Genomic DNA, 17,618 nt, shown 5'->3' with positions numbered 1-17,618 from the left:
CATGTTTCAACTGGATTTGCTGGATACCAAAAAAGACACATCCGGGCGGAAGGGACGGAGCGGGGGCTCCGTCTCCAATGTTTCCCTTAAGGATATTGCAATTGTCGGGATATCCGCCAAGCTGCCGCGCGCGGAATCGCACGAAGCCTTCTGGGAGCTTCTGCGGAGCGGCAAGGACCTGGTAGGCGGGTTTCCGGATTCCCGCAAGGAGGAATTGAAGCCGTATTTGCGCCGCATGGAGGCGCAATACGGCTCCGTTTCCTTTTTTGACGGGGCATATATCGAAGATATTTCAGGGTTTGACTATTCTTTTTTCCGGCTTTCGCCCAAGGAAGCCTCGCTGATGAGTCCGGCGCAGCGCCTGTTCCTGCAGACGGCCTGGGGCGCGCTTGAGAATGCGGGGTACGGCGGGGATGCGCTGCATGGTTCGCGCACCGGCGTCTTTATCGGCTATAACGGGGACACGCTGCATGATTACAAGCGAATCATCGAAGCGCTGGACCCGGACGCCTTGTCGATGGCGGCGCCCGGCAATCTCAGCTCCATGATACCGAGCCGGATTTCGTATTTGCTTAATTTGCGCGGACCGGCGATCAGCGTGGACACCGCCTGCTCCTCCTCGCTGGTAGCGGTCCATCTGGCATGCCAATCGATCCGCAGCGGCGAATGCGAGGCGGCGATTGCCGGCAGTGTCAAAATTAACGTGCTGCCGCTGGATACCGGCATACGGCTTGGCATCGAGTCAAGCGACAACCGGGCCAGAACGTTCGACGACTCGGCGGACGGAACGGGCATCGGCGACGGCGTGGTTGCGCTGCTGCTGAAGCCGCTGTCCCGCGCGCAGGAGGACGGCGACCCTATTTATGCCGTCATCAAAGGCAGCGCAATGAATCAGGACGGCAGTTCGGTCGGCATTACCGCCCCGAACGCCCTCGCGCAGGAGGACGTCATTGCGCGCGCCTGGCAGGATGCGGACATTGATCCCGAAACGGTGACTTATATGGAGGCGCACGGCACGGGAACCTCGCTGGGCGACCCGATCGAAATCGACGGGCTGACGCGCGCCTTCCGGAGATATACCGATAAACGGCAATTTTGCGCCATCGGCTCGCTGAAAACAAATATCGGCCATCTCGACCATGCCGCCGGCATTGCAGGGCTGCTCAAAGCGATCCTGTCGCTTGTCCACAAGCAGCTTCCGCCAACGCTTCATTACCGATCGCCGAACCGCAACATTCCGTTTGTGGATTCGCCCGTTTATGTCAATGACGAATTGACGCCATGGGAGACGGACGGCGAAGCAAGAAGATGCGGAGTAAGCGCGTTCGGCATGAGCGGGACCAATTGCCATGTTGTGCTGGAGGAAGCTCCCGCCGAGATGCCTTCGGGTCGTTCGAACAGAGCGGAGCTGTTCTGCTTGTCCGCGCACAGCATGACGGCGCTGGAGCGGCTCGTGCTGCTGATGCGGGATTGGGCTCAGCAGCATCGCGGCGATGAGAGCCGCAGCCTGGCCGACCTTTGCTACACCTTGGCCGTCGGCCGGGGAGCCCATCGGTATCGCCTGGCGATTGCGGTGAGCAGCTGGGAAGAGCTTGTCCAGACCTTGCATGCCGCAGCAGAAAGCGGCCTTACCGGTCTTGCGCTGCCGAACGTCCGCTTCGGGACGGCAGACTCGGCTGCGGCCGGGGATATGCGGCAGCAACCCGTTCCAAACGAACGGGAAATGGACGCGCTGAAGCTGGGCCAACGTTACGTGGGCGGATACGAGATCGACTGGAAGGCGATCTACCTAGGACAACGCCGCCAACGGCTGCCGCTTCCGACGTATCCGTTCGATTCTCACCGCTGCTGGGTGGAGGAGGCGCGTGCCGAAGCGGCGCTTCATACGCCATTTGCGGCCTGGAGCGGATATTCGGTCGGTGGAGATATTCCCGAGGAGCTTGGGCAAGAAATGAACGAGACGTTTGCCAGATGGCAAGCCGCGTTGGAGCGGAGCGGCGGGATGACGAGTCAGCGCCGCCGCGGCGTTGCGTTAACCGGGGAGCGCTCCGGCTTGGAATGGGAGCAGCATGTCGCAGATGTCTGGGGAGAGCTGCTCGGTTATGACGAATTGCCTGCGGATGCCGGGTTTTATGAGCTGGGCGGAGATTCCATTATTGCGCTCAAAATTGTAAACCGGCTCAGCGAGCTTGCGGGCGTCCGCATTCAGGCGGCGGATTTGCTGGGGCATGCGGATCTGCCTTCGTTCACGGCGCTGATCGAGCGGCGGCTCAGGGAGAGCGGCGCGGCGACAGCGCAAAGAACGAACGCTCAGCACGATGGACAAGGGGCGGACGTTGGGAGCGGCGGACACGAGGCGAACGGCAGTCATGACGGGCAAGCGGCGGACGGCGGCCGTGACGAAGCAGGAGCGGACGGCGGGCATGTCGGGCCGTTGACCGGCCAAGCGTCCGACTCTTTGTCCGGCGATACGCTGGAGCCGATTCCAAAGGCGGCCCCGCAAGAGCATTATCCGGTTTCATCGCCGCAGAAACGCATGTATTTGCAGCAGCAGGCGATGCCGGATGATCGCAGCTACAATCTGCCCGAATTGTTGCACTTGGACGGAGCTATTGATGCAGACCGGCTGGAGGCCGTCCTGCAAGCCATCGTGGAGCGTCACGAGACGCTTCGCACCACCTTCCACGTCATCGACGGAGAGATCAGGCAGTGCATTCACGCCGCCATTCCTTTCCGCCTGATTCGCATGGAGGCCGATGAATCGGAGGCGGACGGCGTGCTGCAAAGCTTGTTCCGGCCGTTCAGGCTCGATACGGCTCCGCTGCTCCGCGCAGCCTTGCTGACACTGGGGCCGGAGCGCCATGTGCTGTTTCTTGATATGCATCATATTGCATCCGACGGCATGTCGGCGGGCATTCTTTTGTCCGACCTGATGACTTTATATCAGGGCGGTTCGTTGCCGCCGCTGTCGCTGCAATACAAGGATTATGCGGTATGGCAGGAGAGCAGGCCGCTCTCCGGGAACGCCGAACGGTATTGGCGCGAGCAATGCCGGGGAGACTGGCCGACGCTGGAGCTTCCGACCGATGCCCCGCGTCCGCCCGTCAAAGGCAATCGCGGCGAAACGTTCGACGTGTACGTCGAGGCCGGTTTGACGTCGGCTGTGCGCAGCCTCGCGGCCGAATCGGGCGCAACTCCGTTTATGGTGCTGCTATCGGCGTATTACACTTTCCTCGCCCACTATACGGGGGCCGAGGACATTGCCGTCGGCACGCCGATTGCGGGACGGAACAGGCGCGAGCTGGAAGCGATCGCGGGCATGTTCACCGGCACGCTGGCGCTGCGCGCTTATCCGCGCGCGGACAAGCCGTTCAGAGCCTTTTTGTCCGAAGTGAAAAAGATGGCGACCGGGGCTTACGCCCACGCCGATTATCCATTCGAGGAAATCGCGCAATGGATGGACAGAAGGGACGCCAGCCGGAGTCCGCTGTTTGACACGATGTTCATCATGCAAAACCTGGGTATTCCAAACGCTTCGCCTGCGGGATTGTCGTATCGCCACCAGCGCTTTGAGCATGGCACGGCCAAATACGATTTGATGATTCAGGCTGTGGAAGATGGTGCGGAATTGCGGCTTGTCGTGGAATATAATGTCGATTTGTTTCGCCGCGCGACAGCCGAGCGGTTCATGCGGCATTATGTGCAGCTGCTGCGCAGCGTGATCCTCCGTCCCGACGCCGCGCTCGGCGAAGCGGAGATGCTGACGGAGGAGGAGCGCTTGCACATGCTGGCGATGGGGAGACGCGAAGCGGACTTTCCGCCGCCGCGCTGTCTGCATGATTGCTTCAAGGAACAAGCGGCGGCCGTTCCCGACCTGCCGGCCGTATCTTGCGGCGGTGAATCCATGACCTATCGGGAGCTGGATCACCGCACCGATGCGCTGGCGCGAACCTTGCGCGCCAAAGGTGTGGGACGCGGCAGCGTCGTCGGCATCATGGCGGAGCGCTCCATCCCCATGCTGACCGCTATGCTCGCCGTTATGAAAGCCGGAGGCGCTTATATGCCTGTAGATCCGCATTATCCCGAGGAGCGTATCCGCTATATGCTGGAGGACAGCGGCGCGGAGCTGGTATTCGCGGACGACGCGCGTTCCGGAGCCGCGGCCTTCGTGCCGGCCTCCTTGCAGGTGCTGGACATTGCGGATGAGACGTTGTTCTCCGGCGGAAACGATGCCGCCGCCGCATGGCCGCAGGACGCCGCCGATCCGATGTATGTCATCTATACCTCCGGTTCTACGGGTCAGCCCAAGGGCGTCATTGTACCGCACCGCAGCTTTTACAATTTCGGACATTCTCTTAGGACGTTTTTCGATGGACAATACGGCGAGAGAGACAGATGCCTCAGCCTGACCAATATTTCGTTTGACGTCAGCGTAGCGGAGCTGTTTATGCCGCTTATGTTCGGGGCTTGCACGGTGCTTTACCCGGAGCCGAAATTGCTTGATCCGCGGCGAATTGCCGAGGTGATTGCGGAAGAGCGGATTACATTCGCTTATTTGCCGCCGTCTTTGCTGAAAGAGGTTGCGCGGCTGCTGGAGCAATCGGCTTCCGCGATTACGCTGGACAAAATGCTTGTCGGGGTAGAGCCGATTAAAGACGAAACGCTGGAGCTGTATACGAAGCTTAATCCCGAGATTCGGATTATTAACGGCTACGGCCCGACGGAGGCGACGGTTTGCTCCAATATGTACGCATACAAGCCGGGCGCTTATCGCGGCGGCTATGTGCCGATTGGCGGGCCGATGCACAATGTCGAAATTTATATATTCGGCTATGGCGGCCAGCTTGCCCCTATCAGTGCAGCCGGGGAGCTGTATATTGCCGGCAGCGGCCTTGCCGACGGTTATGTGAACAAGCCGGATATGACAGCCGAGCGCTTTTTGCCGCATCCGTACCGCGAAGGCCGCTTCATGTATCGCACCGGCGATATCGCAAAGTGGTTGCCGGACGGCAACGCGATGTATGTGGACCGGGCCGACCAACAGGTAAAAATCAGAGGCGTGCGGATTGAAATGAACGAGGTTCGCTCGCAATTGATTTCCCTTCCCGAGGTGGAGGATGCGGTTGTGATCGTCCGCGAGCAGGCAAGCGGCGACAAAGAGCTGTGCGCGTATGTGGTCGCTTCGGACAAGCTCCCTTCGCGGGAATGGCGAAGAAAGCTGAAAGACAAGCTGCCGGAGGCGATGATTCCGGCCTATATCGCGGCGATTGACGCGATACCGCTGACGCCGAACGGGAAAGTGGACCGGCGCGCCTTGCCGGAGCCGGAATTCGGGCTTCGGGAGCGGGGAAAGCCGGAGCTGCCGCGAGACGGGATGGAAGAGCGCGTCGCCGCCATCTGGGAGGAAGTGCTGGGCGATACGGCCGGGCCAATCGGCATTCATGACGACTTTTTCGAGCTTGGCGGCCACTCCTTGAAGGCTGCCGTGCTGGCGGGCAAGCTGCAGCAGGCGACGGGCGCCCTGGTTCCGCTCAGCCTGATATTCGAGCTTACCTCCATTGCGGAAATGGCCGCCTGGCTGAAGGAACGGGACGGCGCCGCTGCGGCGGCCGAGCCGATCCCGAAGGCGGAGCGCCGCGAGTGGTATCCGATGTCGCGCGCCCAGCGCCGCCAATATATGATGCAGATGCTGGCCGGAGACGCCACCATGTATCATGTGCCGTTCGCGCTCCGCTTGCAGGGCAGGCTGGATGCGGCGCGGCTGGAAGACGCGTTTACGGCGCTGATCGGCCGCCACGAAAGCTTGCGGACGACCTTCCATATGACAAAGGACGAGTTCAGGCAAATGGTTCATCCGCCGTATGCGTTCAAGCTGGAGGCGCTGGAATACGCAGCGTTGACCGGGGACGAAGCGCTGCGGGGAGCACCGCCGGACGGCGCCGAGGTGACGAGGCTGATGGAAGTCTTCCAGCGCCCGCTTCATCTGGACAAGCTGCCGCTGCTGCGGGCGGGGCTGCTGCGGCTGAATGAGGAAGATCATCTGCTACTGCTGGATGTTCATCACATTATTACGGACGGCGTATCCTCCGGTTTGCTTGTGAATGAGCTGTCGCAGCTGTATGCCGGACAAGCGCTGCCGGAGCTGCGCGTGCAATACAGCGATTATGCGGTGTGGCAGGAAGCCAGTTCTGCAAATGCCGCTTATGCGGAGCATGAGCGGTACTGGATGGAAATCTTCGAAGGCAAGCTTTCTGTGCTGGAGCTGCCGACGGATCGGCCGCGGCCGTCTCTGCCGAGCTATAAGGGCCGCCGCCATTCGTTCCGGCTGGACGCGCGGACAACGGCGGAGGCGCGAAAGCTGGCGCGGGAAGCGAAGACGACGCTGTATACGGTGCTGCTGGGCGCTTTTGCCGCGATGCTGGCCAAATACAGCGGGCAGGCCGAAGTGATTGTGGGCACCCCCGCCGCCGGCAGGGAGCATGCCGATACGCATGGCATGATCGGCATGTTCGTCAACACGCTGGCGCTGCGGACAAGGCCGGAAAGAGACAAGACGGTACGGGCCTATATGGCGGAGCTGCATAACCATGTCGTAGAGGCGCTTTCGCGCCAGTCGTACCCTTTCGAGGACCTGGTTAAAGGGCTGAAGGCCGACGCGGACAGAAGCCGCAATCCTTTGTTTGACGCCATGTTTGTCTTGCAAAATATGGACCGGGCGGTGATGGAAGCAGGCGGCCTCGTCTTTGGCGAAATGCCGTTCGAGACGGGGACAAGCAAGTTCGACCTGACTCTGGAAGCGGTGGAACGGGAAGCGGAAATCGAGCTTCAACTGGAATACGCAACGGATTTGTTTCATGAGGAAACCGCGCGCCGCATGGCGGAAAGCTATACCGTACTCGTGCGGGAGATGTGCAGATCGCAGGGTCGCACGGTCGGCGAGCTTGAGCTGATGAGTGAAAGCGAGCGGGAGCAATTGCTGGCTCTGTTGGCCGGAGGAAGCATGCCGTTACAGGCTGTGAGTAGAGAGGGGAGCAACGGTAGGATGGAAATTCGAGCTGAGAAAGGCATGACGGACCGGCAAGGAGACGCGGCGGCGGCTTCCGCGCAAGCAACGGCGGAATGGACGGGGTTTGTGCAGGAAGTGGAGCGCCAGGCAGCGCGCACGCCGGATGCGGCGGCGATTCAATTCGGCGCGGAGACGGTGACGTACGCAGAGCTGAACGAACGCGCGAATCGGCTTGCCCATTCCTTGCGGGCGAAGGGTGTGGGCCCCGAGCGCATTGTCGCGCTGATGGCGTCCCGCAGCCCGCTGCTGCTTGTCGCCATTTTGGGTGTTCTGAAAGCCGGAGGCGCATATGTCGCCATTGATCCCGCTTATCCGAAAGAGAGGATCGACTGGATGCTTGAGGATTGCGGCGAAGCGCTTTTGCTGACGGAAAAAGCATATGCAGGAGTCGTAACGAGAGCCGTTGCCGAGTGGTATCTGGACGATCCGGAGATGTATGCGGCTGACAGAGGCAATCCGGAGTTAGTCCATACGCCGGACCATTTGGCGTATGTGCTGTATACGTCGGGCTCGACCGGGCGTCCCAAAGGAGTGATGATCGAGCATCGCGGGCTGGCGCATTTCATCAGCGGCTTCCGAAACCGGATTCCGTTTGAGAAGGGCCAGGGCATCCTGGCGATGGCATCGGTCTCCTTTGATATTTTTGTCGTTGAAAATCTGCTTCCGCTCACGCTGGGTATGCGGATTGTACTCGCGAGCGAAGAGGAACGGGGCGACGCCGCCTTGCTGCAAGGCCTGATCGACGCGCACGGCGTCGATGTGCTGCAAATTACGCCGTCGCGCTTCAAATGGTGGATGAATCAGCGAGGCGAAACGGACGGCTTGCAAAAGCTGCGCATATTGATGATCGGGGCGGAGCCGCTGACGGCCGATGTGCTCGGCAGGCTGCGTGCCGCTACCGGAGCCAGATTGTTTAATTTGTACGGTCCGACGGAGACGACGGTGTGGACCTCAATCCGGGAAGTGACCGAAGGAGAGGACATTTCGATCGGCACGCCGATCGAAGGTTCCGTCATGATGGTGCTTGACGAAGGACTGAAGCTGCAGCCGACAGGCGTGACGGGCGAAATTTGCATCGGCGGACGGGGCGTCGGGCGTGGGTATCTCAGCCATCCCGAATGGGATGTCGCTTTTGTGCCGAATCCGTATGTGCCGGGCGAACGCATGTATCGCACGGGCGACCTTGGGCGCAGGCTTGAAAATGGGGAGTTTGCCTATGCGGGACGCCGCGATTTTCAGGTGAAAATCAGGGGCCATCGGATTGAAATCGGTGAAATTGAGCAGTTGCTGCTTCGCCATGAGCAGGTGAAAGAAACGGTCGTCACCGCGTTTCAGGAAAAGGATGGGGAATATGCGCTTTGTGCGTATGTCGTCATGCAAAACGTGGCGGCAGCGGATGCGGAGCCGGACGGCGCCGCGCCATCCGGCCGGTTGACCGGGCAGTTGCGCGAATATCTCGGGGACAAGCTGCCTTCTTATATGGTTCCGGCCTTCATGGTCGTTCTGGATGCGATTCCGCTTACGCCAACGGGCAAAATCGACAGAAGGGCGCTGCCGAAGCCGGGACCGGCCGACGCGGGCAAACGCGAGCTTGTTCCGCTGTCGACGGATACCGAGCGCAAGCTGGCCGAGATTTGGAAGGAGCTGCTCGGTACGGATGCGATCAGCGCCAAGGACAGCTTTTTCGATCTGGGCGGCCATTCCCTGAAGGCGGCGGGCATGGTCAGCCGCATTGCAGAACGCTTTGGCATCCAAATACCGCTGCGCGATATTTTTACGAATCCTACGCTTGAAGGTTTAGCGGCCCATCTGGATGCTAGCGGAACCGCGGCGGCCGCGCGCATTCCGAAGCAGCCGGAGCGCGAGCATTACCCGATGTCGAGGGCGCAGCGCCGCCAATTTATGATGGGGCTGATCTCCGACGAGGCAACGATGTACCATGTGCCGTTCGCCGTGCATATGCAAGGCAAGCTCGATGTGGAAAGGCTGGAGGAAGCTTTCCTTGCGATGATGCGCCGTCATGAATCGCTCAGAACGACGTTCCATCACGAGGAGGACGAGTTCCGCCAGCGCGTGCATGCGGAGCCGGTATTTACGCTGGAGCAGGGTGCCAGGCTGAGAATGGCGGCGGGCAAGCTGCTCGCGGAAGGCGGAGACGAAGGATTGTTTGGCGGTATCAGCGCGCTGATGGCACGCTTTATCCGTCCGTTTGATCTCGGCAGTCTCCCTCTGTTCCGGGCCGGATTGATTCCGCTTGGCGAAGAGCGCCATCTACTGCTGCTGGACTTACATCATATTATTACCGACGGCGTCTCCGTCAGCGTCCTGCTGCAGGAACTGACCACTTTGTACGGCGGCGGCGAGCTCCCGACGCTCGATATCCAGTACCGGGATTACACGGTATGGCAAGAAGAACAAATCGGCAGTGAGGCCTATATGGGGCATGAGCGCTACTGGCTGGAGGCTTTCGAAGGGGAGCTGCCGACACTGGAGCTCAAAACTGCCTTGCCAAGGCCGGAACTGCAAAACTTCGAGGGCAGTCTGATCAACTTCAGACTGGATGAGGAGCTGACGCTCAAGATCAAGGCGTTTGCGCGCGAGCGCGGCACGACGTTGTACACGGTGCTGCTCGGGGCTTATTCGATGCTGCTGAGCAAATGGAGCGGTGAGGAGGATATCATTATCGGCACGCCGGTAGCAGGCCGCAATCATGCGCAGTTGGAAGGGCTGATCGGGATGTTCGTCAATACGGTTGCGATTCGCAGCTTCCCGGAATCGTACCGGACCGTTGGCGACTATTTGACCGAGCTGCATGAGGATGTGCTGCGGGCGCTGGAACACCAGAATTACCCGTTTGAGGATTTGGTGCAAAAGCTGGGAATCGAACAGGATCGCAGCCGCAATCCGCTGTTCGATACGATGTTTATTTTGCAAAATATCGATCGCGTCGCTTACCGTTCGGGCGGCATTGAATTCGATCCCAAGGAATTCGATCCGGGCGTCAGCAAATTCGATTTGACGCTTGAAGCGGCGGAACGGGACGGCAGGATCGGCTTTACGCTGGAATATGCGACAAGTCTTTTCCGCGAAGAGAACGCCTGGGCGCTGGCGGATGATTATATGGCGATCATACACGCGCTGGTCGAAGACGGAGCAAAGAAAAAAATCAGTGCCGTGCTTGCGGCAAGCAAGCTTGCTTGAACCACATTCTGAGCCTAAGGGGGCGGCGAACGATGAAGCTGTCGATGAAAAGGAAACCTTTTAACGAGTTTTGGATGAACTGCATGCTGAACCAGGCCTTTTCCATTGCGGTGTCCGAGGATCCCAGCTACAGGGATGCGGCGTATTTGAACATTTACCGGTACTTTCCTTGGGAGGCCGCAACAGACAAAGACTTCCGCTATCCGACTATTGACACGCTGTATTATATGGACGATCCGGCCAGATTCCCGCTGTCGCAGGTGATCCGCTATATCGAGCCCGGTCATTTCCGCAGCAAAGAGACGGTGCCGGATGAAATCAGGGCGATGCTGGAGGGCGGACGCAACTTGAGCGTAAACGTCGATCTGTATGACTGGCTGCCGGGCAGCATGGCCTGGAAAAGGTTCCATTGGTATCATTATTCGCTGTTTAACGGATACGACAAGGAACGCGGCGTCTTCTACGTCATTGACGATACGCTTGCGGGCTACGAGGAGCACGAGGTGCCGGAGGAAAGGCTTCTCAAGGCTTACGGCAACTCGGAATACAACGTGAACCCGAGCTATTTGGGGCCTGCCTTCTACGTATACAACCTGCAGGAAAAGATCCAGCCCTACGAGTTGAAGCTGGCTGAAGTGGTGGAAAATGCGGAGCGGCTTGCGAGGGAGCTTGGCGGGTTCTCCATGGATGGCATGTGGAATGTAGATTCCGACCCGGAGAAGAAGCAAGCTCATTTGACCTATGGCCTTGTCGGCGTCAACATCATTTGCAACCGGCATATCGCCAACATGTCGCTGCTCCGCTCCATGCGGGAAAAGAGGCTGATCGGCGAAGCGCTGCATGAGTCGCTATCCGGTCAGCTTGGCGCAGTGAGGGACGGATGGGATCTGGTGAAGGACCGCTTTGTGACGGGGGACTTCGAACGCGGCAGAGAGCTGGCGCTCGCGGAAGATTTGTTCGCGAAGGAAAAAGCGTTCTGGACCACGCTTGTCGCCGGCGCGTAAAGGCCGCTTGCGTCAACATGTTACCCGGGAGGCGGGCGTTATGACGATATCTTTAATTTGTTTGCCCTATGCAGGAGGCTCCGCACAAGTGTACAAGCGCTGGACGAACCGGCTGCATCCTGGCGTGCGTCTGGTGCCGGCCGAACTGGCGGGCAGAGGAAGCCGCACGGAAGAGCCGTTCTATGCGGACGTGGCGGAGGCCGTGCGGGATTTGCTGCCGCTGGTGCTGGAGACGGCGCTTGGCTCCGATTCATATGCTTTATTCGGCCACAGCATGGGCAGCCTGCTTGGGTATGAGGTGCTGCATACGCTGCAGGAAGAAGGATACCCGCTGCCTGCAGCAGTCTTCCTCTCCGGCAGAGGGGCGCCGCATTGCGAGCAGAAGGAGGCTCGCCGGACCCATATGCTTCCGGATGACGAGTTTCTTGAGGAACTGAAACGGCTCGGCGGCATGCCGGGCGAGCTGTTCCGGCATCGGGAGCTGCTGGATATGTTTATGCCGATCCTAAGAGCCGACTTCAAGCTTGTCGGCGAATACGAGCATCGGATGCGGCCGCCGCTGCCGCTCCGGCTCACCATCTTGAGCGGCAAGGATGACGGCTGCGTCAAAGGCCCGCTCGGTGAATGGGAGCGTTATGCGACGGGAGGCAGCGAGCTGATGCTGTTTGAAGGCGGACATTTTTTCCTGCATGAGCGGGAATGCGATGTTGTAGCGGCGATAAACAAAATGCTGACCGAGGTGCCTGCCCCGATCTGACCCTGAGGAGCGTGATGGAAGATGCTGAACAAACATGCGATATGGTTTCCCGGTCAGGGCTCGCAGCGCGTCGGAATGGGAAAAACGCTGAGCGAGCGGCACGCGGTTGTCAAAGCGACGATGGAGGAAGCGAACGAAGCGCTGGGCATGCGCCTTGACAGCCTGATGTATGAGGGACCGATGACGGAGCTGACGCGGACAGACAATGCCCAGCCCGCCATTCTTGCGCTTGGCGTGGCGATGTACCGCGTCTACAGCCGGGAATGGGGATACGCGCCGGCTATGGCTGCCGGCCACAGTCTGGGCGAGATTACCGCTTTAACCTGCGCGGGGGCCATAACGTTCCCGGATGCGCTCAGGCTCGTACGCCGCCGCGGCGAGTTGATGCAAGGGGCCGCCGCTGCGGAGATCGGCGCGATGGCCGCCGTGAACGGGCCGAGTCCCGATGTTGTCGCCAAAGTATGCTTGGAAACCAGCGCAGGCTGCGCGGACGGAAGCCGTATTGTCGTGGTATCGAATATGAATTCAGATCGCCAAACGGTGATTTCAGGCCACAAAGAGGCCGTCCATGAAGCGTCCGAAAGACTGTCCGCCCATGGGGCCGCAGTCATTCCGCTGCAGGTAAGCGCGCCGTTCCATAGCCCGTTGATGGCGCCGGCGGCAGCGCAATTTGCCGAAGTGCTGAGCCGCGTCTCGTTTGGAGAAATGGGTTTTCCCGTAGTTTCCTCCTTGACGGGTCTGCCTTACGGGAATACGGCGGAGATCGCGGGTATGCTGGCAAGGGGATTGACGGACCCCGTCAAATGGCCGGCGGTCCTTGCATTTCAGAAGAGCATTGGCGTTGTTGCTGCCGTGGAACTGGGTCCGGGCAATGTATTGAAACGGCTGGCTCCATCGGACGAACTGCGTGTATTCGCTTTTGACGATAAGGAGGATGAGGCGCATCTGGTTGCCGCAAGCCGGCAAAAGGACGCTTATTCGATTGAACTGCTTAATCGTTGTCTGGCTATCGCCACTTGCGTCCGAAACCGCAACTGGAACGCGGCCGAATATGAACAAGGCGTCGCTTCGCCTTACCGCGGCGTGCAGCAGTTGGTCGAGCGACTGCGGGAGACGGGAGAGCAAGTGGCGGAGGCGCATGTTCGGCAAGCGCTGGCGATGCTGGAATCGGTGTTTCGCACCAAAGGCACGTCCGCCGAAGAGCAGGAGCGGCGGCTTGCAAGACTGCAAGGTGAGTTCGGCCTGCGCAGCTTGCCAGGCGTTTCTCCTGCCGACCGGCCATACGCGGGCAGTTTATTATAGGAAGGAGTGGGGGCATGGCTATCCGGCTGGTCGATGACGAGTTGGAACAGGATGGAGCCCGGCGCCCGGCGGAGCTGCCGTCTCCCGTGGAGATTTTGCAGGCATTGATCCGTTTCAACACAACAAATCCGCCAGGCGAGGAAGCCGTATGCATCATGTATATCCGGCAACTGCTTGAGGATGCGGGCATTGAAACGCGGACCTGTGCGCTTGATCCGGCCCGGCCCAATCTGCTGGCCAGGATAAAGGGCAGCGGGGAGGCACCGCCGTTGCTGCTGTACGGGCATGTCGATGTCGTTGGCGTCGACAAGCAAGCCTGGAGCCGCGACCCGTTCGGGGGCGACATTGAGGGCGGCTTCGTCTGGGGGCGGGGCGCTCTTGATATGAAAGGCGGCGTGGCGATGCTCGTATCGGCTTTCCTCCGCGCGCATGTCCGCAAGCTGCCGCTGCGCGGCGATCTCATTCTGGCGATTGTCAGCGACGAGGAAGCAGGGGGCGAATACGGGGCTTCCTTCCTGGTAGAGCGGCATGCCGATTATTTTGCGGGCGTAAAGTATGCGCTCGGCGAATTCGGCGGCTTCGCGTTTCATGCGCTGGGGAAAACCTTTTATCCGATTATGGTGGCGGAGAAGCAGTTATGTTGGCTCAAAGCGACGATTCGAGGAGACGGAGGCCACGGCTCCATGGGCAAGCCGGGAGCCGACTGTATGGCGCAATTGGGGAACATGCTTCAATCGCTTAGCAGGAATAAGCTGCCGATACGTGTGGTACCGGCGGCCAGGTTGATGATTGAAGGCATGGCCGCCACGCTGCCGCTGCTGCCGGCGCTGCTGCTGAGAGGGCTGCTGCGTCCCCGGTTGGGCGGCCTCATCCTGAAGCTGCTGGGGGAAAAGGGCGGGACGTTCGCCCCGCTTCTGCGTAATACGGTCAGCGCGACCGTCGTTCGCGGGGGCGAGAAAATCAACGTTCATCCAAGCGAAATTACGGTCGAGCTGGACGGCCGAACGCTGCCGGGCGTCACTCCGCAGCAATTTATGAACGAGCTGCGCCGATTCGCGATTCATGATTCGATCGGGCTGGAAGTGCTGCGCCATGACCCATGCGCCGCGGCTCCCGACATGGGGATGTTCGGTTTGCTGTCCGACGTGCTGAAAGAAGCGGATAAGGAGGCCATTCCGGTACCGATGCTGCTGCCCGGAGGAACGGACGGAAGATTGTTTGCGAGACTCGGTATCCAAACCTACGGTTTCCTGCCCATGCCGCTGCCCAAGGACATGCAGTTTACCAAACTGATTCATGCGGCGGATGAACGCATTCCTGTAGAAGCGGTCGGGTTCGGCACGGATGCGATTTACCGGGTGCTGGAGCGGTACGGAGCGCAGCCGCTGTCATCGGATGGTTAGAGCAGCTTGCCATGCACATGCCGTTACCGTTGACCGATGCAAGGAACATGCAAGTTGTGCAGGGCGACTCTCGCCGGGGACTGACCCCTTAGCGTGAGACAAATAAAAGCACCTTCAAGAAAAAGCTTCCATGTCGTAAGATGTGGAGGACAATTTTGGAGGTGTTTTTGTATGGGGAACAAGAGTGAGCTATCCGTTGAAAGTGAAGATGCAAGCGATACAAATGAGATTGGAGGGTGTCACCGGGGGCGAGGTTATGAAGCGGTTAATTTTAAATGCCTCGATCTCTTCAATAGCTTCAGAAAGCAATTCCTTGCACGTTTTTCGTTGGTGATGTATTTTGAGAATTGGTTCAAAAAAGAGAAAATCCCCTGAATTTTTAAGAAAAACAGGGGATAGTGTTTATCAGTTTATGGTTGTAAGTCAGTATTGTAAGCCCAACCAGATCCAGTTTCAAAAGCATATCCGATTACAAGAGGCGCTCCGCCTGCTCTTCTCCGGATCGATTAATGCGGCGGAAGCTGCGTTTCAGGTTGGATACGAAAGCCCATCTCATTTTAGCCGGGAATATGCGCGGATGTTTGGGCAGCCGCCAGTCCGGGACGTTGGCCGTTTACGCAGCTCCCTTGTTAACGAAATGACAGTTTCCGAGGAGATAAATGAAGGGTAGGATCATGTTGACATATCGAGAATTGCGGGTTACATGAAAATTAAAACCTCGCAGGTTGTCCATGATTTTCTGAAACGCTATTCCGTTAATTGAAAAATTCTCCAGATGACAAGAATATGATCCAAGTCAGAACCGCTTAAATAGCGGTTTTTTTGTTTTATCGGTACAGATTCTTACAAAATAGTATGTTAAGAATCTGTACCGATTGCCAGGGAACTGTTGGAATTAGGTTAAATCACCAGTTATGGAGGGGGTATCATTTGGTTTTTCGACTTTTTATTTGTAACTTGCCCGGAAACCAACAAGTGGCAAAAAAAGATCAGATACTGTCAGTCAGATTCATATGCCGGTATGGTCCAAAGGCAGGGTTGTACTGGTAGGGGATGCTGGATATGCACCTTCCTTTCTGACCGGACAGGGGACCAGTGTAGCGATGGTAGGTGCCTATATTCTGGCAGGCGAACTGGCCACCCATGAAAGTTATGAAGAGGCCTTTACATCTTATGAGCAGATTATGCGCCCATTTGTAGAAGCCAATCAAGCACTGGCTACCGACGGAGCCGTATTCTTGCTGCCACGTACGGAGGAAGAGTTGGAAGCACGCAACGGGGCTTTAGCTGCTTTATCCGCTATGGATCGGCAAACTATGCCTGGGGACACTTCTAGAAGCGTGCATGGTTCATTGCATTTGCCAGATTATAGCCATGCATGGGCTGACTCAAAATAATATTATTTTGCAGCCACAATTGCTATACCAGGATAAGTTTCTATCGACGGTGATGGAGCAGATTACTGTTGATAACTACGGCGAAGCGGCGACTTAGTTCTTTTAGTAGGGCAAAGAAGTTACTCGGAAGCTTTAAGGTAAGCGTCAAACAACTACGAAGACAAGAATGTGGTAATGCTGCCTTTCGAAGCAGCCGCCTAACGATGTCCGCCTGGGCAGCAAAAGGAAATGAGTCATACTTGGGCGAATATCTACAAATGAGATATGGAAACATTGAGGTGGTTAGAATGATATTAAAACTTACCTCTACTAGCAGGGATCGCTTTATATTCGGAAAATGCCACTATTTTACGGTATTCATACTTTAGCTTTGATGCAGCGGCTATGAAATGAATGAAGCGGTCAGAATTGGGATTATGCTACGGGGGTTAGAGCGGTTAGAGCGAGGGAAGGAACGAATGAGGCCCGTTTTTTTGAAAAGAGACCATATAGACGCTGTTGAGTCTTAAACAGAAATAGGAATAGGAGGGACAGCTACCGATGACACTGCAGCAACTAAAATATATGTTGACCATCGTAAGTTGCGGCTCCATAAGTGAAGCGGCCAAGAAACTTTTTATTTCGCAACCCAGCTTGTCCAACGCTGTGAAGGAGATCGAACAGGAATTTGGAATAGAAATATTTGTGCGTTCATCTAAGGGGATTGTGCTGTCAAGTGACGGAGCTGAATTTTTATCCTATGCCCGGCAAGTCGTTGAACAGGCAGAGCTTCTCGAACAGAGATACACGAATCAAAAGCCTTCAAAAAAGCTCTTTTCAATCTCGACGCAGCATTACGCGTTCTCGGTGCAAGCCTTTGTCAGCTTATTGAGAGAATTGAACGTAGACGAGTATGAATGTACACTGCGCGAAACCCGAACCCACGAAATAATAGAAGACGTACGTAATATGAGAAGCGAGATTGGGATTCTGTATCTTAACGAATTTAACCGGAAGGTTATGCAGAAAATTCTCAGAGAAAATAATCTTCGGTTTCATCCGCTCTTTATGGCAGACGCCCATGTGTTCATCAGCTCTGAGCATCCGCTTTCTACGAAGCAGGAGCTGGATATTGCAGATTTGGAGGAATATCCTTGTCTGGCTTTCGAGCAGGGGGAATACAATTCCTTCTATTTCTCAGAGGAAATTCTCAGCACGAGAACATATAAGAAGAAAATATTGGTCAGTGACCGTGCGACTCTATTTAATACCCTCATCGGGTTAAACGGCTATACGATCAGCTCGGGCGTGCTCAACAAGGATCTTAACGGAGAACAGATCAAATCCGTCCGTCTACGGATGGACGAGAACATGCTAATCGGATACATTACGAATCAAAAAGCGAGCCTAAGCCAGCTGGCTGTCGCTTATGTGCAAAAACTCAAAAGTGTCATTATGGATTTCGGACATCACATAGTAAGCCAAGAGGATGAGCTCGTATGAGCTCAT

At 57.4% G+C, this 17,618-nt stretch carries 8 protein-coding genes and 1 pseudogene; all 9 read left to right on the top strand.

The window, feature by feature from the left end:
• The first annotated feature begins 1 nt into the window (after position 1).
• The 9 genes and pseudogenes from AC2TF6_RS14530 (at position 2) to AC2TF6_RS14490 (ending at position 17,612) form a co-directional block, all read left to right on the top strand.
• Complete coding sequence (locus tag AC2TF6_RS14530) at positions 2-10,267, top strand: amino acid adenylation domain-containing protein (RefSeq protein ID WP_491307338.1); 10,266 nt, start codon at positions 2-4, stop codon at positions 10,265-10,267.
• 32 nt (positions 10,268-10,299) lie between these two features.
• Positions 10,300-11,271 (top strand): cysteine peptidase family C39 domain-containing protein, encoded by a 972-nt coding sequence (locus tag AC2TF6_RS14525; protein WP_491307337.1) that lies wholly within the window; start codon positions 10,300-10,302, stop codon positions 11,269-11,271.
• A gap of 40 nt (positions 11,272-11,311) precedes the next feature.
• A complete protein-coding gene (locus AC2TF6_RS14520) occupies positions 11,312-12,028 on the top strand; it encodes a thioesterase II family protein (RefSeq protein ID WP_491307336.1) in 717 nt (238 codons plus the stop codon).
• A gap of 21 nt (positions 12,029-12,049) precedes the next feature.
• Positions 12,050-13,330: an ACP S-malonyltransferase gene (gene fabD, locus AC2TF6_RS14515; RefSeq protein WP_491307335.1), complete on the top strand. Its 1,281-nt coding sequence runs from the start codon at positions 12,050-12,052 to the stop codon at positions 13,328-13,330.
• A 14-nt stretch (positions 13,331-13,344) separates the two neighbouring features.
• On the top strand, positions 13,345-14,733 hold the full coding sequence (locus AC2TF6_RS14510; RefSeq protein ID WP_491307334.1) for a M20/M25/M40 family metallo-hydrolase: 1,389 nt from the start codon (positions 13,345-13,347) through the stop codon (positions 14,731-14,733).
• A 171-nt stretch (positions 14,734-14,904) separates the two neighbouring features.
• The gene (locus AC2TF6_RS14505) at positions 14,905-15,108 is read left to right on the top strand and encodes a hypothetical protein (protein ID WP_491307333.1); all 204 of its coding nucleotides are present in this window, start codon (positions 14,905-14,907) and stop codon (positions 15,106-15,108) included.
• 70 nt (positions 15,109-15,178) lie between these two features.
• Positions 15,179-15,403, top strand: a pseudogene (locus tag AC2TF6_RS14500) (helix-turn-helix domain-containing protein); the annotation flags it as partial.
• A gap of 343 nt (positions 15,404-15,746) precedes the next feature.
• Positions 15,747-16,130, top strand: a complete 384-nt coding sequence (locus AC2TF6_RS14495) for a hypothetical protein (RefSeq protein ID WP_491307332.1) — start codon at positions 15,747-15,749, stop codon at positions 16,128-16,130.
• Between the two features lie 540 nt (positions 16,131-16,670).
• Positions 16,671-17,612 (top strand): LysR family transcriptional regulator, encoded by a 942-nt coding sequence (locus AC2TF6_RS14490; RefSeq protein WP_491307331.1) that lies wholly within the window; start codon positions 16,671-16,673, stop codon positions 17,610-17,612.
• The last annotated feature ends 6 nt before the right edge of the window (positions 17,613-17,618 follow it).

This window comes from Paenibacillus sp. JNUCC 35 (assembly GCF_058269095.1).
The sequence above is the reverse complement of the archived record's forward strand: the minus strand, read 5'-3'. Positions and strand labels throughout refer to the sequence as shown.